The organism is Pedobacter sp., from assembly GCF_046462515.1.
GTDB lineage: Bacteria > Bacteroidota > Bacteroidia > Sphingobacteriales > Sphingobacteriaceae > Pedobacter.
On record NZ_JBKGVD010000004.1, the window covers coordinates 161,249 to 183,674 of the forward strand.

General features: G+C 36.9%; 22 protein-coding genes. 11 read left to right on the plus strand and 11 right to left on the minus strand.

From position 1 onward, the window contains the following. The 3 genes from thrA to ACLHG9_RS04205 form a co-directional block, all read right to left on the minus strand. Entirely contained in the window at window positions 1-2,448 is a 2,448-nt protein-coding gene (gene thrA / locus ACLHG9_RS04195) for a bifunctional aspartate kinase/homoserine dehydrogenase I (protein ID WP_410220270.1), read from the minus strand. Between the two features lie 270 nt (window positions 2,449-2,718). After that, window positions 2,719-3,774 (minus strand): 2Fe-2S iron-sulfur cluster-binding protein, encoded by a 1,056-nt coding sequence (locus ACLHG9_RS04200; protein WP_410220271.1) that lies wholly within the window; start codon window positions 3,772-3,774, stop codon window positions 2,719-2,721. 88 nt (window positions 3,775-3,862) lie between these two features. Continuing rightward, the gene (locus tag ACLHG9_RS04205) at window positions 3,863-4,648 is read right to left on the minus strand and encodes a lytic transglycosylase domain-containing protein (RefSeq protein ID WP_410220272.1); all 786 of its coding nucleotides are present in this window, start codon (window positions 4,646-4,648) and stop codon (window positions 3,863-3,865) included. A gap of 217 nt (window positions 4,649-4,865) precedes the next feature. Between ACLHG9_RS04205 and ACLHG9_RS04210 the strand changes: the two genes are divergently transcribed. Beyond that, complete coding sequence (locus tag ACLHG9_RS04210) at window positions 4,866-6,005, plus strand: pseudouridine synthase (protein WP_410220401.1); 1,140 nt, start codon at window positions 4,866-4,868, stop codon at window positions 6,003-6,005. Window positions 6,006-6,069: 64 nt separating this feature from the next. On the opposite strand, the gene bshA is transcribed toward ACLHG9_RS04210, so the two are convergent. The 4 genes from bshA to tilS all read right to left on the minus strand — a co-directional run bounded on the left by bshA (window position 6,070) and on the right by tilS (window position 9,745). Then, a complete protein-coding gene (gene bshA / locus ACLHG9_RS04215) occupies window positions 6,070-7,200 on the minus strand; it encodes an N-acetyl-alpha-D-glucosaminyl L-malate synthase BshA (protein ID WP_410220273.1) in 1,131 nt (376 codons plus the stop codon). A gap of 144 nt (window positions 7,201-7,344) precedes the next feature. Then, entirely contained in the window at window positions 7,345-7,806 is a 462-nt protein-coding gene (locus ACLHG9_RS04220) for a hypothetical protein (RefSeq protein WP_410220274.1), read from the minus strand. Between the two features lie 109 nt (window positions 7,807-7,915). Next, window positions 7,916-8,398 (minus strand): hypothetical protein, encoded by a 483-nt coding sequence (locus ACLHG9_RS04225; protein WP_410220275.1) that lies wholly within the window; start codon window positions 8,396-8,398, stop codon window positions 7,916-7,918. A gap of 12 nt (window positions 8,399-8,410) precedes the next feature. Next, on the minus strand, window positions 8,411-9,745 hold the full coding sequence (tilS, locus tag ACLHG9_RS04230) for a tRNA lysidine(34) synthetase TilS (RefSeq protein WP_410220276.1): 1,335 nt from the start codon (window positions 9,743-9,745) through the stop codon (window positions 8,411-8,413). Between the two features lie 68 nt (window positions 9,746-9,813). Here tilS and ACLHG9_RS04235 point away from each other — a divergent pair, with 68 nt between their 5' ends. Continuing rightward, a complete protein-coding gene (locus tag ACLHG9_RS04235; protein ID WP_410220277.1) occupies window positions 9,814-11,940 on the plus strand; it encodes an OstA-like protein in 2,127 nt (708 codons plus the stop codon). Here the strand turns inward: ACLHG9_RS04235 and rdgB are convergent. Both rdgB and ACLHG9_RS04245 read right to left on the minus strand, forming a co-directional pair. Continuing rightward, window positions 11,937-12,521, minus strand: coding sequence for an RdgB/HAM1 family non-canonical purine NTP pyrophosphatase (gene rdgB / locus ACLHG9_RS04240; protein ID WP_410220278.1), 585 nt, complete (start codon window positions 12,519-12,521; stop codon window positions 11,937-11,939). The two genes, ACLHG9_RS04235 and rdgB, sit on opposite strands and share 4 nt — an antisense overlap. After that, window positions 12,514-13,113 carry a hypothetical protein gene (locus ACLHG9_RS04245; RefSeq protein WP_410220279.1) on the minus strand — a complete coding sequence of 200 codons (600 nt, stop codon included), beginning with the start codon at window positions 13,111-13,113 and terminating at the stop codon, window positions 12,514-12,516. Before ACLHG9_RS04245 ends, rdgB begins: the two co-directional genes overlap by 8 nt. Before the next feature lie 96 nt (window positions 13,114-13,209). Between ACLHG9_RS04245 and ACLHG9_RS04250 the strand changes: the two genes are divergently transcribed. The 6 genes from ACLHG9_RS04250 (at window position 13,210) to rsgA (ending at window position 18,861) form a co-directional block, all read left to right on the plus strand. Beyond that, complete coding sequence (locus ACLHG9_RS04250; RefSeq protein ID WP_410220280.1) at window positions 13,210-13,800, plus strand: hypothetical protein; 591 nt, start codon at window positions 13,210-13,212, stop codon at window positions 13,798-13,800. Between the two features lie 54 nt (window positions 13,801-13,854). After that, the gene (locus ACLHG9_RS04255; RefSeq protein WP_410220281.1) at window positions 13,855-15,222 is read left to right on the plus strand and encodes a peptidylprolyl isomerase; all 1,368 of its coding nucleotides are present in this window, start codon (window positions 13,855-13,857) and stop codon (window positions 15,220-15,222) included. Continuing rightward, window positions 15,222-16,184, plus strand: coding sequence for an AAA family ATPase (locus tag ACLHG9_RS04260; RefSeq protein WP_410220282.1), 963 nt, complete (start codon window positions 15,222-15,224; stop codon window positions 16,182-16,184). The genes ACLHG9_RS04255 and ACLHG9_RS04260 overlap by 1 nt, the downstream gene beginning before the upstream one ends. 21 nt (window positions 16,185-16,205) lie before the next feature. Further along, window positions 16,206-16,676 (plus strand): GNAT family N-acetyltransferase, encoded by a 471-nt coding sequence (locus tag ACLHG9_RS04265; protein ID WP_410220283.1) that lies wholly within the window; start codon window positions 16,206-16,208, stop codon window positions 16,674-16,676. 60 nt (window positions 16,677-16,736) lie between these two features. After that, window positions 16,737-17,858, plus strand: coding sequence for a lipase family protein (locus tag ACLHG9_RS04270; protein ID WP_410220284.1), 1,122 nt, complete (start codon window positions 16,737-16,739; stop codon window positions 17,856-17,858). 82 nt (window positions 17,859-17,940) lie between these two features. After that, window positions 17,941-18,861, plus strand: a complete 921-nt coding sequence (rsgA, locus tag ACLHG9_RS04275) for a ribosome small subunit-dependent GTPase A (protein WP_410220285.1) — start codon at window positions 17,941-17,943, stop codon at window positions 18,859-18,861. A 7-nt stretch (window positions 18,862-18,868) separates the two neighbouring features. Here rsgA and ACLHG9_RS04280 read toward each other — a convergent pair whose 3' ends face one another. Beyond that, entirely contained in the window at window positions 18,869-19,915 is a 1,047-nt protein-coding gene (locus ACLHG9_RS04280; protein ID WP_410220286.1) for a 3-oxoacyl-ACP synthase III family protein, read from the minus strand. A 135-nt stretch (window positions 19,916-20,050) separates the two neighbouring features. On the opposite strand from ACLHG9_RS04280, the gene ACLHG9_RS04285 reads away from it, so the two are divergent. After that, window positions 20,051-20,965 carry a serine hydrolase gene (locus ACLHG9_RS04285; protein ID WP_410220287.1) on the plus strand — a complete coding sequence of 305 codons (915 nt, stop codon included), beginning with the start codon at window positions 20,051-20,053 and terminating at the stop codon, window positions 20,963-20,965. Between the two features lie 56 nt (window positions 20,966-21,021). Then, on the plus strand, window positions 21,022-21,303 hold the full coding sequence (locus tag ACLHG9_RS04290) for an ATP-dependent Clp protease adaptor ClpS (RefSeq protein ID WP_410220288.1): 282 nt from the start codon (window positions 21,022-21,024) through the stop codon (window positions 21,301-21,303). Here ACLHG9_RS04290 and ACLHG9_RS04295 read toward each other — a convergent pair. Beyond that, window positions 21,290-21,769, minus strand: a complete 480-nt coding sequence (locus ACLHG9_RS04295; protein WP_410220289.1) for a nuclear transport factor 2 family protein — start codon at window positions 21,767-21,769, stop codon at window positions 21,290-21,292. The genes ACLHG9_RS04290 and ACLHG9_RS04295 overlap by 14 nt on opposite strands. A gap of 91 nt (window positions 21,770-21,860) precedes the next feature. Here ACLHG9_RS04295 and ACLHG9_RS04300 point away from each other — a divergent pair, with 91 nt between their 5' ends. Further along, window positions 21,861-22,277 (plus strand): OsmC family protein, encoded by a 417-nt coding sequence (locus ACLHG9_RS04300; protein ID WP_410220290.1) that lies wholly within the window; start codon window positions 21,861-21,863, stop codon window positions 22,275-22,277. The last annotated feature ends 149 nt before the right edge of the window (window positions 22,278-22,426 follow it).

The following is a 22,426-nucleotide window of genomic DNA, read 5'->3' on the forward strand; positions in this document are numbered from 1 at the left end:
TTATGCCCTCCCCACATTAATAATATCAGCAAAAACACCTGCTGCGGTTACCTCTGCTCCCGCTCCAGGTCCTTTTACCACCATTGGCCTGTTCATATAGCGGTCTGTAGTAAATGAAATGATGTTATCACTACCCGAAAGCATATAAAAAGGGTGATTTTCATCTACCATTTGTAAACTAATCTCTGCTTTTCCATCTTCTAACTTACCTATATAGCGTAGCACCTTATTTTGAGTTTTAGCCCTATTTTTAAGTGCCTCAAAATAAGTGGCATTAAGCTCAAGCTCCTGATAAAAGGCTTCTACACTTGGTGCCTGTAAGCATGAATCAGGTAAAATATTATCGATTTTTACATCATCTGCTTCGAGATGGTAACCCGCATCACGAGCCAGTATAAGCATCTTACGCATAAAATCTTTACCATTCAGATCATCACGTGGATCGGGCTCGGTATAACCTAAATCCTGTGCCTGTTTAACGGTTTCATAAAATCCGGCATTATCTTTAAAGTTGTTAAAAATGTAAGAAATGGTTCCTGATAAAATAGCTTCTATCCTCGTAACCTTATCACCACTCATCATCAGATCTTTTAGGGTACGTATAATGGGTAATCCGGCTCCTACATTGGTTTCATAATAAAAGTCTACGCCATGTTTACGGGCTGTATCTTTAAACAATTTATATTGCGCATAGGCGGCAGAATTACCTTTCTTATTACAGGTTACTATAGAAATGGTATTTTCAAAGATATGCTGATAAAAAGCTACAGGTGCCTCACTAGCAGTATTGTCAACAAAAACGCAGTTTGGTAAATTCATGGCTACCATCTGATCTATAAACCGTTTCAGTTCTGCCTGTGCGCCCTGCTCGTTCAGTTCGGTTTCCCAGGTACTCAAGTTTAAACCATCAGCATTAAAAATCATTTTCCTTGTGTTACCTATACCCGTAACCTTTACCTGCAAATCATTATTTTGAGCCAAAAAAGACATCTGATCTTTTAACTGTGTAAAAAGGGTTTTCCCTATATTTCCTGTTCCTAAGCAAAAGATGTTAAGTGTTCGTTTCAAATCTGTAAAGAAAGCATCATGAACGGCGTTTACTGCTTTTGATAAATCGTCTTTACCAATAATAACTGAAATATTGTATTCTGAAGATCCCTGTGCTATAGCCCTTACATTGATACCATTTCTGCCGAGTGCATGGAAAAGCCTGCCACTCATCCCCGGTGTACGCTTCATATTCTCTCCAACCACCGCTAAAACGGCAAGGTTATGTTCTACTTCTGGCCAACTTAATTTTTGTGCATTGAGTTCCAGTTCAAATTCTTTCTCAATCAATTTGATAGCCGTTTCTACATCTGATGGTTTTACAGCAAAAGTGATACTATGTTCTGATGATGATTGGGTAATCAATACCATATTGATCTGTTCTCGGGATAGCAATGAAAACAACCTTCCGCTAAAACCTGCTTTTCCTACCATTCCACCTCCTGATAAATTGATGATACTGATCTGATCTATAGAAGATATGCCTTTAATAGGCATAACAGAGGCCTTTACATCGCTTCTGATATAAGTCCCTTTAAAATCGGGCTGAAAAGTGTTTTTGATAACCAAAGGTATTTTCTTAAGAAATGCAGGTAGCATGGTAGGCGGATAAATAACCTTGGCCCCGAAATAGCTCAGTTCCATCGCTTCAGTATAGCTTAACTCCTCTAGCGAAAAAGCTTTCTTTACCATGCGAGGATCTGCGGTCATCATGCCGTTTACATCTGTCCATATTTGTATTTCTTCAGCATCCAATGCCGAACCCCATATTGCAGCGGTGTAATCTGAACCGCCCCTTCCCAAAGTGGTTACTTTATTTTCTGCATTACTGGCAATAAAACCGGTTACAAAAAGTACTTTATCCTGATTTGAACGGTAAAAATCTTTGATTAACAGGTCTGTTAAAACAGTATCAACTTTGGCATTACCAAAATTATGATCAGTTTTAATGTACTCTGCGCCAAAAACATATAAGGGATTATCAATATACTGCCGGGCAACATGACTTACCATAAAAGTAGAACATTTCTCACCATAGCTTAAGATAAGATCTTTGGTTTGCGGGCTTAGTTCTTTTAAAGAAGAAACAGCCTGTAAAACATCCTCCAATTCGTTCAAAAATATCTTGATTTTTGTAAAAACAGGATTTTGATCTGCTGCGGGCAGTAATGCTCTAATTATTTCAAAATGCTTATTTTCAATTTGATTAAGCTGTGTAGCAAAAGGCTCGCCCCGTTCGGCCATTTCGGCCATTTCGGTAAGCATGTTGGTTACCCCACTCATTGCCGATAATACAACTACCGGGTTTTCGTTCTGTTTTTCTTGTAATACAAGTTTTAAAAGTGTTTTAATGTTCTCGGCCGAACCTACGGATGTGCCGCCGAATTTCAGTACTTTCATTGTTTTTAGGATATGGTTAAATAAAAAAAGCGCCCCCAAATTTGGGGGCGCTTTCTGTGTTTATATTTTCTTCAGATTATAACAACAGGCTATCCCCCAGAAAAAATCCCGGTGGTAATAATTGTTGTAATAATTGAAGTATTAAATTGCATTTTGCTGTAAGTGTATTATGTACACCGCAAAGTAGGAAATAAAATTTTACTTTATCAAGCATTATTTTAAAAAAACAAACACCTGATTTTTAATACTTAAGCAACAAGATGGATCAGATTACGCATCCCAGGTTATGGTCGTATCATTTTGTGTAGGATGTCCGGTGCAAACCAAAACCCTGCCTTCGGCAATTTCTTCGTCAGTAAGCACTTCGTTATAATCCATACGCACTCCTCCTTTTATACAGGTAGCTGTACATGTGCTGCATACACCGCCGCTGCAACTGTAAGGCAGTTTTATTTTGTTTTCTAATGCCACATCCAAAATACGTTTAGGATAAGGAACCGCTAAACGGTACTGGCTGCCTTTAAAAATTAAGTTAACAGTATAAGTGTTTTTATCGACTACCTTTTCAGTAGTATCGTCTTCATCCTGCTCATCTTCGGGTAAAACGAAAGTTTCTCTTTTAATTTGTAGGGATGAATAGCCTAAGCCCAGCAGCTTGATCCTGCACATATCCATATAATCTACCGGTCCGCAAGTATAGAAAAGGGCATCCTTAGCATCAAAATGCATATTTTCATGTACCAACTGGCCAATTAAGAAACTGTTTAACCGTGCCCGCATTAAGTCTTTTGAGCTGCTGAACAAATAAATCAGGGTTAATCTTTCAGCATATCTTTCTTTCCAGCTATCAAGTTCATCTTTAAAAAGTACATCTTCGGCAGTCCTGTTACTAAAAATAAGTACAACCTCACTATGTTTTTCTGCTGTAAGCGCCGATTTTAAGATAGAAAACAAAGGCGTAATACCTACACCTGCGGCAAACAAAAAAACAGTACGCCTTACATCTGTATCAGTTTCATAAACAAACTGACCATTGGGTTCTGTTGCCTCTACAATATCGCCCACAGCTATTTGATGATGCAAAAATCTGGAGATTTCACCATTCTCTACTAATTTAACAGCTATAGCCAAAGGTTCGTCAACATGGGGAGAACTGCAAAAAGAATAAGAACGTCTTAGTTCTCTGCTATTTACGTTAAATACTAAGGTTAAAAACTGTCCCGCACTATAATTAAACGCTTGTCCGTCTGTTGGCTCAAACGCAATCTTTATTGTTTCATTAACCTGCTGCTCTACTGCTGTAACCTTTAATTTCCTGCTATGCATAACAATACTAATGTAGTATTTTTAAACTTTGAGACATAAAAAAGCCCCGATTAAAAAACCGGGGCAAATTGCTTATCACATGTAAATGCTATTCAATTGCAGTATTAGCATTTTCATTTTCAACATTATAGGCAATAAATGGTCTCTGATTTTTGTAACCATATACCGCCGGATTTTCCAGAATCTCTTTCATAGATATCAGCTTATAAACATAACTGGCAGTTTCTCTATTCAGCTTCATCTTAAAATAGTTATCCTGATTCTGTTTTTTGATCTGTTTCTTCATGTGCGTATCGCCTACGTTGTAAGCCGCCGCAACCAAAGTCCAGCTTTCAAAAACATCATACAATTCATTAAGATACTTGCATGCTGCTATGGTAGATTTGCGCAGATTATATCTTTCGTCTATCTGACCATTAACTTTTAAGCCATAAGTACGGGCTGTACCCGGCATAAATTGCCAATACCCTGCCGCTCCTTTAGGAGAAACCCCGTCTAATAAACCGGATTCTACCAAAGGTAAATACTTAAAGTCATTAGGAATACCGTATGCCGCCAGAATAGGCTCGATGATCGGGAACCATTTCCCCGCCTTTTCATGCAAACGGTTAGTTTGTAATTTCTGATAAGAGAAGGCAGCCAATGCTTTTTTCATCTTTTTGCTTACTTTCTCATCGCCTACCGGCAATGTTTCTTCGGCAAAAGCTAACTGCTCTTCGTGTTTAGGTTTAAGCTCCTCAGCCTTTTGTATAATGTTGATTTTTTTGTCTTCTCCAAGACTTGTTTTTACTGCCGGTCGTGTATAAGCAAACACTTTTACCATAAGTAGCATTACTAAAATTGCTACCAATGGAATGAGGTGTTTTTTAAACATCTTCCTCCTTCTTTAGTTAAACAATAATTTTAGGGCAACAAAGGTAAGTTATATTTATTTAATTATCAAATAGTTACAGAAATAACTTTAAAAAACAGCTTTTAAAGCACTTTAAACATTGATTCTCTTTTTGTTCTTTTAGCGCATTTTTTTAGAAATACATTAGTACATTTTATGTAATTTTGCATCCGCATATTTTATGCGTTTTGAATATATGATGAGCAAAGATAACCACAAGAACAGTCGGGATGACAAGTCTGGTAAGGGCGAAAAAAGAGGAGGAAGAAGAACGGCTGAGAAGCCCTTTTCTAAATTAGGCAAGAAGGATTCGCAGAATTTCGCACCACGAAATTTCAAAGAAAACGGACCTTCACCAAGATTTAAGGATAACAAGGATAGCAAAAACAAAGAATTCAATAAATTTGATTCTAAACCTTCAAAATTTGACCGCGGTACCCGCAGTAAAGAAGGCTATAAAGGCAAAGAAGGTTACAAAAGAGATGAACAGGGTAAGTTTTCAGATAACCGCCCTTTCAGAAAAAGAGAAATCTCAAAATATAATCATAATACTGCCAACGAAGATAAAGGAGAAAGAGTAGCTCCTGTTTTAAGACCAAGGAAAAAGACCAGTGTTGAACAAGATACCATCCGTTTAAACCGCTACATTTCTAATTCAGGTATCTGCTCAAGAAGAAAAGCCGACGAACTTATAGAAGCTGGTGTAATCAGTGTAAATGGCAAGGTGGTTTCTGAATTAGGTTTTAAGGTAGATCCCTTTAAAGATGAAGTACGCTACAATGGCGAGTTGCTTAAGCGCGAAAAAAAAATCTATGTACTTTTGAACAAACCAAAAGATTACATCACAACTACCGATGATCCGCAGGAGCGCCGTACCGTAATGCAACTGGTTGAAAATGCCAGCAGAGAACGTATTTATCCAGTGGGGCGTTTAGACAGAAATACAACAGGTCTGCTTTTAATGACCAACGATGGCGAATTAGCCGATAAACTTTCGCACCCAAGAAACGGTATTACCAAAATTTATCATGTTGAATTGAACAAAAACCTTACCCAAGGTGATTTCAACAAGATTCAATTTGGTTTGGATTTAGAAGATGGTTTTATTAAACCCGACAATATTTCTTTCGTAAGCGGAGGCAGCAAACGTGAAATAGGTATTCAAATACACAGTGGCAAAAACCGTATCGTAAGAAGGATTTTTGAACACTTAGGTTATGATGTAGTAAAATTAGACCGAGTAGTTTATGGTAACTTAACCAAAAAAGATTTACCAAGAGGCAGATGGCGCTACCTTGATGAACATGAACTGATACAGATCAAACATCTGATTAAATAAATAAAAAAGGTGTCTAAAAATTAATTTTTAGACACCTTTTCTGCTTTCAGGCAATTTACCCCAGTTATGAATTAACCTGCATCACTTCATTGTAAAGCTCAATATATAGGGGCAATATTTTTTTCAGATCGAAATCTTTAGCCCTCGTTAACGCATTCTCTTTAAACCTTTGCAAAGTCTCATCATCCCTCAAAATGGAGATTGCTTTTTGTGCCATATCATCCACATCGCCTACATTGCTCATGTAACCACAAAAACCATCTACATTTAGCTCTGGCAAACCTCCTGCATTTGACGAGATAACTGGCACTTTACAAGCCATTGCCTCCAAAGCAGCTAAACCAAAACTCTCGTTTTCCGATGGGATAATAAACAGGTCTGATACTGAAAGAATTTCTTCAATAGCATCCTGCTTACCGAGAAAACGCACATTATCGCAGATATTCAGTGCACGACACAATTGTTCATCTGCCGAACGTTCAGGTCCATCGCCCACCATCAACAACTTTGAAGGAATTACCTCTTGAACTTTTTGGAACATCTTAATCACATCAGCCGTACGTTTAACTTTCCTAAAATTAGATGTATGAATCAAAATCCGTTCATTATTAGGTGCAATGGCTTTCTTGAAATGATCTTTAGGTTGCAGGCTAAAGCGGTTAAAATCTATAAAGTTTGGTATTACCCTGATGTCTTTGGTAATTTCAAAATGACGGTAAGTATCATCTTTTAAATCTTGTGATACTGTGGTTACGCCGTCGCTCTGATTAATGGAAAAAGTAACCACAGGCTTATAAGTAGCATCTTTGCCTACCAGTGTAATATCTGTTCCATGCAAGGTAGTTACCACAGGAATATTGATACCATATGTGGCTAAAATCTGCTTTGCCATAAAAGCGGCAGAAGCATGCGGGATGGCATAATGTACATGTAACAGGTCTAATTGCTCAAACCTAACCACATCTACCAGTTTACTGGCCAAAGCCGATTCATAAGGTGCATAATCAAAAAGAGGATAATCTCTTACCGCAACTTCATGATAGAACAAATTTGCTGAGAAGAAGTCCAGTCTGGCCGGCTGGCTGTAGGTTATAAAGTGTACCTGGTGCCCCTGATTTGCCAAAGCTTTACCCAATTCTGTGGCTACAACTCCGCTACCTCCAAAGGTAGGATAACAAACAATCCCTATTTTCATTTAGCTTAATGATTTGTTGTTTTATAAAACAAAGTAACCGATATACATTTAACTTTTTGTTAATGGTCTGTAATTAAAAATAAAAAGAGCCGCATATTTTTTAGGAATAATGCGGCTGCTCTGATTTAAAGAAAATTATAGCCATTATTTAAATACAACCTGAGAGTTTTTCTGGGTAATTTTTTGCTCTTCACTTTGTATTTGGGCACGCAAATCCTCAACTCTTTTAATTTGCTTATTGTATTTTTCTAATGCTTTAGCCGCTGCTGCCATTTCAGATTGTGCAGCTTTGGCAGCTTTAGCTACATTTTTATGCTCTGTTTTACCATCTTTTAAAAGTTCGGCCACAGACGTATTTTTCTTGGCGGCTTGTTCTGCTTTGGCATTTGCGTCTGAGAGTTTTATTCTCAGTTTTTCAACTTCTGCCTCTTCATCAGCTTCTTTAATCTTAAGTTCATACAATTTCTGGCTTGCCTTTAAAGCATCTAATCTATAGTTTAAAGTGGTTAAAGAATCTTTAGAAACCTGTGAGGTATATTTTTGAGCAAAAACATTTGCTGACAATAAACTAAATCCGACGGTCAACAAGGTGTAGATTTTTTTCATATTGTTCGATTTAAATTAACATATACAGGCCTTAGTAAGGCAATAACTATTCCTAATTTAAAACTTATTGTAATGAAAAAACAAATTAAAAGTGAACAGAATGCCAGATTTAACTGTTCATTTCTTTTTGAATAACCAAAAGCATTTCATTAGGCCTTTGAGTACCGATAAAATATTCTAAACCATCGCGATCTGTAAGCACAACGGCATCCTTACCTGAGGAATAAAATCTGATACTTCCTTTTTTATGCAGATTATAAACTGGGTTATTAAAAAGATAATTGCTATAGGTAGCCTTACGCACATTTACAATGCTGTTCAAATCTATTTTTACTCTTTTTGCAGTCCATAAACCATCTATAATTACACTTTTATTGGTTATAGTGGTTTTATACTGGATTAAAAACAAGAGAATAATAGATACGGCTATAATACCAAAGCCAACCACAAGAAACAGATCTACGGTATTATCGCGGTCTCTTTCATAAACATAAGCACCAAAACAAAATGCAGCCATCAATAGCCTGATACAAATACGGATATAATCTCTGCCTATGTATTGTTTCTCAACGAAAGGATATTTGCTGTCCATTGGTCGCTTAAATTAAATGATATTTAACAGTTCGAATATAGCAACTTTTTTTGTGCTTGCAGTTAATTTATAGCGATCGTCCTGCCTTATTCCTGCCAGCCAGATAATTTCATCATTACCGTTTACTAAAACCAAAGTATCGTTTTTCTGTGGTAAAGGCACTTTTTGATCTATAAAGAAATCACTGAGCTTCTTAAATTGTTTCATTCCTAAAGGCTTAAACTTATCGCCTGCTTTCCATATTCTCACTGTAAGCGGAAACACCAGTTGATCTGCATCCACATATGCAGCTTGCGGCCTAGTTTCAAATGATAAGGTATTGCTATAGCTCAATTGCAATTTTACAGCACTATTTACCGTAAAAGTTCCTTCTTTATCAATCTCAAAATATGGGTAATTTTCTTCAATTGCCGAAACAATGAGTTGCTTTCTGTCAACAGTTAACCTGTGGCTCTTGCTATAAAAAGAAGTCCCACTTTGCGCATTTATATGCGCTAAAATCTCTTTACACACTTCCGCACTAAAGTGATAAGGCAATAAGAGTTCATAAAACAATAACTGCTGAGGATCTAAGTTCGATACATCCTTTTTACTAATTAGTATGTAATTACCGTCTTTTACCAGTATTTGCTCTCGTAAACCGGCAACCACGTGCTGCAACAGTTTTTCAGTTTGCGCAAAACGTTCTATATTCTGTACAAAGGTTTCTTCCAGATTTGGGTTAATTTGTCTCAAATGTGGAATTACTTCTAACCTTATCTTATTACGGGCGTACTTACCGCTCAGATTTGAGCTGTCTTCTACAAAAGAAATTTGATTTTTGCTGATCCATTCATCTATCTGTTGACGTGATAAAAACAGCAAAGGCCTTACAATTTTATCTCTCTTAGTTAAAATGCCATGCATCCCGCTAATACCCGTTCCACGTGTCAGATTAAGCAATAAAGTTTCTATGGCATCGTTCTGATGGTGGGCTACAGCTACGCAAGCGTAATTGTTTTTTACACAAAGCTGTTCAAACCAGTTGTAACGAAGAGTTCGGGCAGCCATTTGTATAGAAATATTATGCTCAGCAGCATAAGCCGCTGTATCAAAATGCACAGCATAGAAATTCACTTCTAAAGTGGCAGCCAAAAACTTTACAAAAGCTTCATCTCTTTTAGCTTCTTCTCCACGTAAATTAAAATTACAGTGCGCAATACTAAAATTAAACCCAGCCTGTTTAAACAAATATGCCATTAATACAGAATCCTTACCTCCGCTTACGGCTAAAAGAACCTTATCGTTAGAGTTAAACAGCTGGTTTTGGCTTATAAATTGCAAGAATTCATTTACGGGCAACAACATTGTTCAAAGTTATTTAAATATTTATGGCTTCTGGTAAACAGTTCTAAAATTAAATCTAAATTTGCAGCGTGTACAGGATTTTAACATTTATATTTTTTCTTTTTTCGCCTCTGTTTTTACTCGGCCAAACACCCGGACAACGCACTTTGATTTTTCTGGAGCGGGCTGATATGATGCATGGTGCCAATAAAGACCAGATTGCATATCTAAGAAATCCTACATTCAGACACGATAATGCCCGTTTATATTGCGATAGTGCTGTATTTTATAAAGAACGTAATTATTTTGAAGCCTTCGGCAATGTTCACATCAATCAGGCCGATACCCTGAACATCTATTCAGACCTGCTCAATTACGATGGCAATAAAAAGCTGGCCCACTTAGAAAAGAATGTACGCATGGTAGATAAAAACAATTCTACCTTAACTACCAACGTACTGGATTATAACATGGCAACCCGTATAGGCACCTATGTTAACGGAGGAAAAATTGTTACGACAGATGTAACCATTACCAGTAAAAGAGGTTGGTATTTTGCCAATTCACGTGATGCCTTCTTCAGGTACGACGTATTGGTAACCAATCCTGAAAGCACTATAAAATCAGATACCTTACGTTACAATACGCTAAGCAATTGGGCATACTTTTATGGTCCTACCAATATTAAAAACAAAAAAAACGAAAACCTTTATACTGAGAGCGGAGCCTATAATACCAAAACAGAAAATGCTTATTTTGGCAAAAATAACCTCTATACTAGCGGAAGCAGGTCTTTACAAGGTGATAGCCTATATTATTACGGTAAACGAGGTTATGGTAAAGCTGTAAAAAACATTGTTTTTAAAGATACGGTTGATGATTTTACTTTAAAAGGAAACTTAGGAGAGTATTTTAGAGATACAGAAAAAATTCTGGTTACCAGAAACCCTTATGTAGCCATGGTATCTGATGACTCGGTAATGGTTGATAATAAAAAAATAGCAGATACGCTCTGGCTTGGCGCAGATACTTTAGAAAGCCAAATGGTACTGCAAAAAAACCTCAGGCTGTTGGCTAAACCTATCATAAAAAAAGACAATGAGGTAGGTAGTGAAGATGAAAAAGCCAAGCAAGAGAGGGAAAAGGAAAAAGCTGAAGCAAAAAAAGCCTTAACTGCTGCCGGAAATAAAGAAAAAACCACTGCTGTGGCGCCTAAAAGTAAAAATCGCAAAGATGCAAAAACACTTGACGACAAACCTCGTGATATTGCCCATGCGTTAAACGCTGATACCACAGCTAAACAAAAGTTAGCCGACACCCTCAGTAAGCATGTTCCACCTGCTATAAAAGACACGATAAATATGCAGATCATTAAAATAGATAAAGAACTCAAGTCTGATACAGGTAAAAAGGCACCCGATAAAAAAACTAATAGTACACAACAGGTATTAACCAAAGCAGTTGTAAAAGACTCGTTAGTTAATGCTGCTGATACGATACGCACCAGAGTAATTAAAGCTTACCATAATGTTAAAGTTTTTAAACACAACCTGCAGGCAAAGGCAGATTCGCTATTTTTTGCAGCCGCAGATTCTGCTTTAAGATGGTATAAAAATCCTATTCTGTGGACAGACAGCACCCAACAAACCGGCGATACCATTAACGTGTTTTTGAAAAACAAAAAGATAAACAGTTTTCAGATTATTGAAAATGGTTTTATTGCCAACCAACAAGCTGATACCTCTAAATTTAACCAGATCAAGGGCAAAATTATTACAGGCTTTTTTGCCGATGGACAAATGCGAAACTTATACGTGGATGGCAACGCCGAAAGTATTTATTTCACCAAAAACAATAAAGGCGATATAGATAATCAAAACCAAACGGTAAGCAGCCGTATCAAGTTTACATTTAAGGATAAGAAAATTAACCAGATTACAATGGTTAAAGAAATTGATGGAGCGGTTAATCCTGCTGATAAACTTCCTAAAGAAAGTTTTCTGACTGGCTTTATCTGGAAACCCGAATTAAGGCCAGCAAATAAAGATGAAATCATTAAAGGCAAGCCTAAAAAGACCACAAAGAATCAGCCCTCTGCAAAGCCTGTAGTAAAAGATAATAAGCCTAAAACAGTTAAAGTCCCAGACAGTGTTCCTCCAGCAGCTAAACCTAAAACAATTGTAAAAGATATAGAAATTAAAAACCCGATTAATTAGCTGGCTTTTTGATTTAGAAATGTGATTAGCTTTTTTGTAGCAATTGCCCTATGGCTAATGCGGTTTTTTTCTTCCATTTCCATTTCAGCAAAGGTAATATCGTAACCTTCGGGTACAAAGACAGGATCGTAACCAAAACCCTTCTCGCCTCTTGGTTTATCCAGCAAAGTACCTTCTATGATGCCCTCAAAAAGATAATTCTGTTGATCCATCATGAGCGAGATTACGGTTTTGAATCGGGCTTTCCTATTTTGTATGCCTTCCATCTTTTTCAGCAGAAATTCAAGATTGATCTTATCATCTTTTATCCCACTATATCTTGCCGAAAAAATGCCAGGTTCATTATTTAAAGCATCAACCTCCAAGCCGCTATCATCGGCAAAGCAATTTATGTTAAAATGTTCCACAACATAAGTACTTTTTAGAGTAGCGTTTTCGGCAAACGAATTACCGGTTTCAGGTATATCTATATCACAGCCTATATCTTTTAAGCTCAGAACTTCGTAGGCCATACCTACTAATGCCGCAATTTCCTCTTTCTTATTTTGATTATTAGTTGCAAAAACTAATTGTTTAGACATTTTTCAATTGTTTTAAATTTCCCCAAAGCTGCTTTTTCGCAGATAAATCAGAGCTTAAAGGATGTAAATTACTTGTAAAAATAGTTTCTACGCCATTATATAGCTCCAGATTGTGCAATGGAAATTCTTTCTCTAATCCTAATTCGCCGGCAGAAACGCCAAAAGACATTAGTAGCTTGAAACCAAAAAAAGATCTCAGACTTTCATATCTGGCATGTGCGTTTCTTGCAAAGTTTAAAATAGCAATATCTTTACTGGTTAAACCTACAGCACCTACAATTTTGGTTAAAAATTCCATTCCTTCTTTACTACATACACTGTTCTCTGCATCATTTACGAGTACAAGAATATTTTTCTGGTTTTTACCCAAATACACGAAATTGATAGCCTGCTGCACAGCGGGAACTTCAGCAATAACAGGAACTTCTGTTTTTGCAGATGGTTCTTCTGTCATTAAAGATTCTTCTTCTTTGTTTTCAACTGAAGGTTTTTCCTGTAAATCATACTGCAGCACAGGTTCATTAACCAGATAAATATCATCTGTAAAGAATAAACGTAAAGCTTGTTCGTTATGGGTTAGCTGACTATGCATGATAATTGAAAAAAATTTCTGTTAAAATTAGTTAAATATCTTATTATCGTAGTGCAATTTGTTACTTTTATAAACTAAACTTAGACCTTATTCTTTGTGAAACAGTTCTTTTTTGTATTAGCTTTAAGTACTATTGGTAGCGTATCATGGGCACAGAATGTAGCTTTGGTAAATAATGTACCAGTACATGCTGATGAGTTTTTATGGGTGTACACTAAAAATCATGCAGATAACACTATTTATACGCTAAAAGACCTAAAAGCTTATCTAAACCTTTATATTAATTTTAAGCTTAAGGTTGCCGATGCCAGAAGCATGGGCTTGGATTTGGACAGCGGATATATAAATGAGATAGACGGATATAAAACCACCTTAATGCAGCAAAAAGATAGGAGTAATGATGCAAAAGAACTCAATTTCATTCTTAATGAATACAAAGAAGGTGTTTTAATGTTTAACGTTTCAGAAAAAAAAATTTGGAACCAGACAGATGACAATGAAGAAATACTTAAAGATTATTATACCAGGAACAAAACAAAATATGCAGGTTTAAATTATAATGAGATTAAAGGCAACCTGATTGGCGATTACCAGCAGGACCTGGAAAATCAGTGGATAAAAGATCTCAAAAAGAAGTATAAAGTAATCATTTACGAAAGAGAGTTAAAGAAATTAGCAAAGCCCTGAAAAGCCTTAACTTAATAATGCTAAATTTGCAAAAATTAACAGTATAAATACAGAATGAAGAAAATATTTACATTGGCAGTAGCTTTAATATATTTTGCCTTAAATGCCAGTGCACAAAAACCTAATCTTGATAAAATTGTAGCCGTAGTAGGTAATAACATTATATTATTATCAGAATTAAACCAGCAATATGCTATTTACTTAAATCAGGGAAATCCAGCCGATGAGAAAGTAAAATGTTACTTTTTACAACAAATGCTGGTTCAGAAATTATTAAAGCAACAGGCAGAAATAGACTCTATCGTAGTTGAAGAAAATCAGGTAGATGATGTTTTAGACAAAAGGATGCGCTACCAGATACAGCGTATGGGGGGGCAAGAACGTTTAGAGCAATTCTTACAAAAGTCTGTGCTGCAATATAAAGATGAAATGAGAGCTGATGTAAAAGAGGGTCTTATTGCGGAGAAAATGCAGCAAAAAATTACTGAAAACACCACTGTTACTCCTTTGGAAGTAAAAAAATATTTCGACAGCTATCCTAAAGACAGCTTACCAGATATTGGTGCCGAAGTTGAAGTAGGTGAAATTGTTTTAACACCTAAATTAACCAAAGCAGAAAAGCAAAAATACTACGATAGACTTGAGGCCATACGCTTACGTGTAAAAAGCGGTGAAGACTTTGGATTTTTAGCTAAAACCTATTCTGAAGACCCAGGCTCTGCAGCAGATGGTGGCGATTATGGCTTTATTGACAGAAGCACCATGGTAAAAGAATTTACGGCATGGGCATTCAAATTAAAAGCCGGAGAAATGTCGCCGGTATTTGAAACTGAATATGGCTATCATATTTTACAGGTTATTGAAAGACGGGGGGAACAGGCTCATGTACGCCATATCCTAATCAGACCTCAGAATACACCTGAAAGCTTGGAGCGTGTAAAACTTAAAGCCGATAGTATTTACAAAGATCTTATAGATAAAAGATTACCTTTTGCCACAGCAGCTTCTCTATTTTCAGATAACAAAGAAACACAATATAATGGTGGCATGCTGTTATACGCAGATAACCAAACTTCAAGAACCACTTTAATTCCGGTTGAAAAACTAGACCCTGCGGTTTTCATGGCAATAGATACCATGAAAGTGGGTGAGATTTCTAAACCCATTTCTTTTAAAAACCAGAATGATGGCAAAGAGGGTTATAAAATCTTTTTCTTAAAATCTAAAATAGCACCACATAAAGGTAGCTTAGAACAGGATTATCCTAAATTTAAGGAACAGGCTCAACGCGAAAAGGAAGCTAAAGTAATGAGCCAGTGGTTTGAAAAACGTAAAGAAAACACCTATATTAGGGTTGACGACGAATTTGCTACATGCGATGAGTTGAAACTTTGGGTTAATAAAAATACTAAAAGCAACTAATGCATTTTAAAAACGAAGTTGAAGCTGTTGATGCTTTACACCGATCGTTTAACAACATTAAAACCGAAATTGGTAAGGTTGTTATCGGACAAGATGATATCATTAAATCAGTGCTCATTGCAATATTTAGCAATGGGCATTGCCTTTTAGTGGGTGTACCCGGCTTAGCAAAAACCTTATTGGTACAGACTGTTGCAGGCGTTTTAGATCTCAATTTCAATCGTATTCAGTTTACACCCGATTTAATGCCCGGAGATATCATCGGCACCGAAATTTTAGGTGAAGACCGTCACTTTAAATTTATAAAAGGCCCTATCTTTTCTAATATTATCCTAGCCGACGAGATTAACCGTACTCCTCCTAAAACACAAGCCGCCTTACTGGAGGCTATGCAAGAAAGAGCTGTAACCGCAGCTGGGCAAACCCATATTTTACCTAAGCCGTTTTTTGTTTTAGCTACCCAAAATCCTATTGAACAGGAGGGCACCTATCCTCTTCCCGAAGCACAGTTAGACCGCTTCATGTTCAATGTACAGCTAAATTACCCAAGTTTTAACGATGAGCTTACTATTGTTAAAAACACCACAGGAAATAATGTTCCATCTATCTCTAAAATAATTAGTGCTGAAGAAATACAGTACTTTCAGCAACTAATCAGAAGTATACCTGTAACTGATAATGTGCTGCAATATGCCGTAAAATTAGCGGCACAAACACGTCCTAATACCGAACTGGCTACAGCTCAGGTTAATCAGTATGTGGCATGGGGTGCCGGACCGCGTGCTTCGCAATTTCTGATCCTTGGAGCCAAATGTCATGCCGCCATATCTGGAAAATATGCTCCTGATATAGAAGATGTGCAGGCGGTAGCAGAAGCCATACTCAGACACCGTATTGTACGCAATTACCGGGCAGAGGCAGAAGGTTTATCTACTGAACAGATTATTAAAAATCTTTTCTAAGCATATTTCTGTTAACTGAAGATGTTCAATAACTATGCTATTGTTCTACTGCAAAAGGACGATCTCTTGCCTTTTGATCTACTGTTAATGGCCGATGAAACCGAGGCTGCGATACGCAAATATATTTTTCAATCTGAAGTATATTTGGTAACAGATAAAATCAGCCATGAAAAAGTTGCGACAGTTGCTCTGTTTAAAATTGATGATACTACACTTGAAATCAAGAACATCGCTATCGCCGAAAAACTCCGAGGGAAAGGTATAGGCTCGTGGTTAATTTCAAATATCAAACAAATAGCCACTCTACAACATTATAAAAGCTTAATTGTAGGTACTCCAGACTGTGCCTTTCAGCAAATCAATTTTTACCAAAAAGCAGGATTTACACCATTTATGTTAAAAAAGAATTTCTTTATTGATAACTATGAAGAACCTATATATGAGAATGGCACCTTATTAAAAGATATGCTTATGCTTAAAATGGTATTATAAAAAATTAAAAGGTTCTTTTTAACTTTAGGTATATAGGGCTTCATTCCTATAAGCTACAACATGAAAAAGACTCTCTTCCTGCTATGTATAATAATGCCTGGCATTGTTATAAGTTCTTTTGCACAACAAAAGCCATTTAATTTTAATCCCGGTTTTAATGCTCAGGAATGTGATGAAATGTTAAAAATCAATTCTGCATTTACAGATACTTTAAAGGGCAATAAATTTCAGGCTTTCCTTAATGGATATAGCTTTTTGTCGCGCTCCAAAAGTGTAGGCTTAGACAATAAAGTTGATTTTTGGCTAAGAGCAGATTCTACGGTAATCATTTCATTGAGGGGTACAACCAAAGATCCCAAATCATTACTGGCAGATTTTTATTGCGCCATGATTCCTGCAAAAGGGAAGATTATTATTGCTCCTTCAGACACCATAAAATATTATTTAGCAGATGATGAGCGTGCAGCAGTACATGCAGGCTTTTTAGTAAGTTTTGCTTATTTATCTAAGGAAATTGCACCTAAGGTAGATTCTTTATACCGTAAAGGTTACCATAAATTCCTAGTTACAGGCCACAGTCAGGGTGGCTCTATCAGCATTTATGTAACTGCATGGCTTGCTTATTTGAAAAAGCAGGGTACTTATCCTGAATTAGCCTTAAAAAATTATGCCACAGCTCCTGCTAAAATGGGCAATATGTATTTTGCTTATAACTTTCAGCATATTATGCATTCCAATCAGGCATTTAGCCTCATTAGTAACGTAGATCCTGTACCTGAAATGCCTTTTACCACTCAGCAACTGGCTACTGATATGAACAAACCTAATCCTTTCATCACTATTTATGAGCATGTAGGCAATCTCTCTTTTTTTAAACGTATCATTTTAAAAAATGCTTTCAAGAGCATGGAGCGCAAAGCAGAGAAATCTTCTAAAGCTTACCAGCAGTACTTAGGAAAAACGGTAGAAAAAATGGTAAAGACCGCTTTACCGGGTTTACAGCTACAGCCTATGGCAAATACCACCCATTTTGTAACGCCAGGGGTAATCATAGCTTTAATGGCTGATGAAAATTACGAACGTCATTTCAAAACTGAGATTGATAGGTCACTTTTTCATCATAGTTACGAGGCTTACAGGTTTTTACTCAAACAATATGCCCCAGAGCTAGAGAATAAATAAAGCTGTTTCCAGGGTTTTTATAAAAGATGATAAACAATTGAATTACATTTCGGAAAAATGTTTTTTTACCTTTACAGCAAATATGCAGGGATTAGTTATTAAATCTACAGGAAGTTGGTATCAGGTGTTGGCCGATAACGGGCAGGTGTATGATTGCCGGATCAAAGGAAAATTCAGGATCAAAGGTATTCAAACCACAAATCCTGTTGCAGTGGGCGATAATGTGGATTTTGAGCTTGAACCTAATGCCCAGACCGGAGTGATTGATCGTTTGCATGAACGTAAAAATTACATCATCCGCAAATCAATCAACCTGAGCAAACAGGCTCAGATCATAGCAGCTAATTTAGATCAGGCATTTCTAATTGTTACCTTGGCCTCGCCCAGAACATCTTTAGGCTTCATAGACCGTTTTCTGGTTACCGCCGAAGCATATGGCATAACAACTTGCATTATCTTTAACAAACTTGACCTGTTTAACGAGTATGGCTTGGAAATTTTGGCCGAATACAAGGCTATTTATGAAAAAATAGGTTATTCTTGCTATGAAGTATCGGCTTTAAAAGGCATAAATATAGAGCAGATCAAAACGCTGCTTAAAGATAAAACTACTTTATTTTCCGGGCACTCAGGGGTAGGCAAATCCAGTTTAATTAATGCCATTTTGCCCGATTTCAATATCAAGACCGGAGAAGTGAGCGAATGGAGCGATAAAGGGCAGCATACCACTACCTTTGCAGAAATGTATCAGCTGCCTTTTGGCGGCCAATTAATAGATACACCCGGCATACGCGAGTTAGGTATTGTAGATATAGACAAAGAAGAGCTCAGCCATTTCTTTGTTGAAATGCGTGAACGTTTGAATCAATGTAAGTTTAACAATTGCAGGCACATTAACGAGCCGGGCTGCGCCGTGATCAAAGCGGTTGAAAATGGCGAAATCGAGCTTTCACGTTACGAAAGCTACCTAAGTATTTACAATGGTAATGAAACCCGTGGCTAATTGATGCTTACCACCTGACCAGCGCACTTGCCCAGGTAAAGCCCGATCCAAATGCGGCAAGACAAACCAAGTCGCCTTCTTTAATTTTTCCGGCTTCCCAAGCTTCACTCAATGCCAAAGGCACAGATGCTGCCGTCGTATTTCCGTATTTCTGTATATTATTAAAAACCTTATCGTCAGGCAAACCTAATAATTGCTGTACGTACTGACTGATACGTAAATTGGCCTGATGTGGAACCAGTAAATCAATATCCTTAGCCATAAAGCCATTTTTAGCTAAAGCCTCATTAATTACCTCGGGAAACTTAACTACTGCTTTTTTAAATACTGCCGGGCCATCCATATAAGGAAGAGCGGCACCGCTATCTAATTGTTCATGCGTTAAAAACAAACCACCCAATTCCTGATCAGGAAAAGGCGGATTATCCGGCAGCCACTTATTGGCATGTGCACCCGGATAATGCATAGCCAATATCTCGGCTTCAGCCCCATCGCTATGCAGGTGTGTACTTAAAATTCCCTGACCCTCTTGATTTGCCCGTTGTAAAACAACAGCTCCTGCACCATCTCCAAAAATTACAGAAACATTTCGGCTTCGGGTTTGAAAATCCATGGCAAACGAATGTTTTTCACTGCCCACTACCAAAATATTTTTATACATCCCGGTTTTTATAAACTGATCAGCAACAGACAAAGCATATACAAACCCCGAACACTGATTGCGGATATCTAATGCGCCTACTTCTTTCATTTTCATTTCGCGTTGTAATAAAACGCCGCATCCCGGAAAATAATAATCAGGGCTTAGCGTAGCAAAAATGATAAAATCGATATCCTGCTCAGTGATACCTGCGCGTTCAATTGCTATTTTAGCAGCTTCAATACCCATCGTGGTAGTGGTTTCTGCAAAACGATCGGCAAATCTGCGTTCTTTTATACCCGTCCGTTCCTGTATCCATTCATCGCTGGTTTCCATAAAACGTGATAAATCATTATTGGTATAAACATTTTTAGGCACATAATGTCCTATTCCAGCAATTTTTGAACTGTACATATACGATAGTTTAATAAACAAAAATACTAATTTACCCCTGTATGTAGATGAGCAGGGCTAATTATACTTAAGCAGAAGATAAACATTAAAAGTGGTAAAGGTTTTATAAATTTGTAAAACACCAGATTTAAAACTATGCGTAATTTATACTGTATCATCTTATTAAGCTTTATCAGTTTCTTTTCATTTGCCCAAACAGAAAAGACAGATCACAAACTTCAGAAAATGATTACTGATTTAGCCAAGGGTTTTAACGGCGATGTAGGTATTTATGTAAAATCATTTAAAACAGGCAAAATTGCGAGCCTCAACGCCGATAGTATTTTCCCTACTGCCAGTATGGTTAAAATACCTATAACTATTGGAATGTTCAATAAGATTGATCAAGGAGAGTTAGATTACAACGCTTCTCTTACTTATAAAGACAGCTTACTGTATGCTGGCGAAGATATTTTAGGTTCTTTTAAAAACGGCGAAAAAATATGGCTCCCCAAAGTTCTGATGCTTATGATCACTACCAGCGATAATACGGCAAGTCTATGGTGCCAAAGTATGGCCGGAGGGGGTGAAACCATAAACGGAATATTAGAAAAATATGGTTTTATTAATACCCGTGTAAATTCACGTACCGCCGGGCGCAGGATGAACCAACAAAAATACGGATGGGGACAAACCACTCCTCGGGAAATGGCTACCCTGCTTACCATGATTAGACAGGGAAAAATAATTAATGAAGCCGCTTCTGAACGTATTTATAGAAACCTCATCAGGATTTATTTTGATCATGAAGCTTTATCTGAAATTCCACCTTATATACAAGCCGCATCTAAATCAGGTGCTGTTGATGCTGCCCGCTCTGAAGTGGTTATGGTAAATGCACCTCATGGCGATTATGTGTTTTGTATTGCTACCAAAAATCAGAAAGACACTTCATGGAAACACGATAATGAAGGCACAATGCTTATCCGCAATTTAAGTAAAATGCTGTGGAATTATTTTGAGCCCCAAAGCAAATGGAAGCCTGCAAAAGGTATGGAAAAATATTACTAAAGAGAATTTGGATTCCGTTTTATTTATGAAATTCTAATTTTTAGTAAATTTGTAGCATGTCCACCCAAACAAAAGAAGAAACCTTTACACTCGAAGAGATCTTAACTTCGTTAAAGACTGTACATCGTTTAATTTTATGGAACGACGATGTAAATACCTTTGATCACGTGATCTGGTGTATGATGAAATACTTAGATTATACCGAAAGTCAGGCAGAAAAAATTGCTTGGGAGGTACATACAAAAGGTAAATGTGCAATTTTAGAAGGTTCTTTTACCGAAATGGAGGTTTACCGGAAAATACTAAAAGCCGAGGGCCTTGAAGTTACGGTTGACTGATTTTTTTCATAAAACCCATTAAATTTTTACGAGCCTGCTCTCCTACTTTTTCTTTAAAGTTTCTTGTTCCTCCCAACAACCAGCCGCCAAAACCAAAGGCTTGTTTTGCCCATTTCTTAAAATCAAATTCATCGGTTTGGTTAGTAATTTTACCCTCTTTAATCTCAAAAGAAGATTTTACATTATTGATTACCTTTTTTCCGGTGGCAGTAAAGAGATATGAAGCCTTCCAGATAGCAGTAACTTTTTCTTCATCCTGTTGCTCAATTTGTCCAAATTCTATTTTAAGATCTTTGCCTCTGCTAATTAACATTTGCCACATGGCACGTACCTGATCCGCATTTAAATTACCAAATACAGGATCGTTAAATATAGCATCATCTGCATAGCTTTCCTGCATGGTCTTAAAATCACTATGGGCAAAAGCAGTATAAAACTTATTGATAAGTTGTTCGTTAGGAGTCATAATTGATTTGAACTAAATTTTATCAAATGTATTAAAACAATCAGCAGGCTAAAAACATTATTAATAGAAACATAAACTTAACCCTAAAATTATGAACCGATATGCAACCGCCATCTGGAATGGCACGGGAAAAGAAGGCTCCGGAAAATTAAGTACACAAAGTACCGTTTTAAGCGAAGCTCAATATGGCTTTAAAAGCAGGTTTGAGAATGGTGCGGGCACCAATCCTGAAGAGCTGATTGCTGCAGCACATGCAGGGTGTTTTAGTATGAAATTAAGTTTTAATATCTCTGAAGCTAATGTTACTCCCGATTCGATCAGGACTAAATCAAGTGTAAACTTTAATACTGAAAAAGGTGAAATAGATAAGATACATTTAGAAGTGAGTGTAAAAGCGCCAGGCTTAGATAAAGAAAAGTTTGAAGAGCTGGCTAATGACGCCAAAAATAACTGTCCTATATCCAAACTGCTTAACGCAGAGATTACCATGAGTGCCGAGTTGGTATAATGTACCTTAAACTCATTAGCAATAAAACTTTGACACGCTCTTTATAAATGGGTTTGTCAAAGTTTATTCGTTTTTTTCTTTCTCAAATAAGATATATAGTTTTCTTAGAAAGCCGTGTAAATCTGTGCAATAAAATATTTCTTTATTTT

Bases quoted from the DNA above. Each gene is read 5' to 3' on its own strand.
- ACLHG9_RS04295 (WP_410220289.1), bottom strand. From the start codon at position 21,769: ATGACTCCTAACGAACAACTTATCAATAAGTTTTATACTGCTTTTGCC.
- rsgA (WP_410220285.1), top strand. From the start codon at position 17,941: ATGCAGGGATTAGTTATTAAATCTACAGGAAGTTGGTATCAGGTGTTG.
- ACLHG9_RS04245 (WP_410220279.1), bottom strand. From the start codon at position 13,113: ATGCATAGTCAGCTAACCCATAACGAACAAGCTTTACGTTTATTCTTT.
- ACLHG9_RS04260 (WP_410220282.1), top strand. From the start codon at position 15,222: ATGCATTTTAAAAACGAAGTTGAAGCTGTTGATGCTTTACACCGATCG.
- ACLHG9_RS04285 (WP_410220287.1), top strand. From the start codon at position 20,051: ATGCGTAATTTATACTGTATCATCTTATTAAGCTTTATCAGTTTCTTT.
- ACLHG9_RS04300 (WP_410220290.1), top strand. From the start codon at position 21,861: ATGAACCGATATGCAACCGCCATCTGGAATGGCACGGGAAAAGAAGGC.
- thrA (WP_410220270.1), bottom strand. From the start codon at position 2,448: ATGAAAGTACTGAAATTCGGCGGCACATCCGTAGGTTCGGCCGAGAAC.
- rdgB (WP_410220278.1), bottom strand. From the start codon at position 12,521: ATGTCTAAACAATTAGTTTTTGCAACTAATAATCAAAATAAGAAAGAG.
- bshA (WP_410220273.1), bottom strand. From the start codon at position 7,200: ATGAAAATAGGGATTGTTTGTTATCCTACCTTTGGAGGTAGCGGAGTT.
- ACLHG9_RS04220 (WP_410220274.1), bottom strand. From the start codon at position 7,806: ATGAAAAAAATCTACACCTTGTTGACCGTCGGATTTAGTTTATTGTCA.
- ACLHG9_RS04280 (WP_410220286.1), bottom strand. From the start codon at position 19,915: ATGTACAGTTCAAAAATTGCTGGAATAGGACATTATGTGCCTAAAAAT.
- tilS (WP_410220276.1), bottom strand. From the start codon at position 9,745: ATGTTGTTGCCCGTAAATGAATTCTTGCAATTTATAAGCCAAAACCAG.
- ACLHG9_RS04255 (WP_410220281.1), top strand. From the start codon at position 13,855: ATGAAGAAAATATTTACATTGGCAGTAGCTTTAATATATTTTGCCTTA.
- ACLHG9_RS04270 (WP_410220284.1), top strand. From the start codon at position 16,737: ATGAAAAAGACTCTCTTCCTGCTATGTATAATAATGCCTGGCATTGTT.
- ACLHG9_RS04225 (WP_410220275.1), bottom strand. From the start codon at position 8,398: ATGGACAGCAAATATCCTTTCGTTGAGAAACAATACATAGGCAGAGAT.
- ACLHG9_RS04265 (WP_410220283.1), top strand. From the start codon at position 16,206: ATGTTCAATAACTATGCTATTGTTCTACTGCAAAAGGACGATCTCTTG.
- ACLHG9_RS04200 (WP_410220271.1), bottom strand. From the start codon at position 3,774: ATGCATAGCAGGAAATTAAAGGTTACAGCAGTAGAGCAGCAGGTTAAT.
- ACLHG9_RS04290 (WP_410220288.1), top strand. From the start codon at position 21,022: ATGTCCACCCAAACAAAAGAAGAAACCTTTACACTCGAAGAGATCTTA.
- ACLHG9_RS04210 (WP_410220401.1), top strand. From the start codon at position 4,866: ATGAGCAAAGATAACCACAAGAACAGTCGGGATGACAAGTCTGGTAAG.
- ACLHG9_RS04205 (WP_410220272.1), bottom strand. From the start codon at position 4,648: ATGTTTAAAAAACACCTCATTCCATTGGTAGCAATTTTAGTAATGCTA.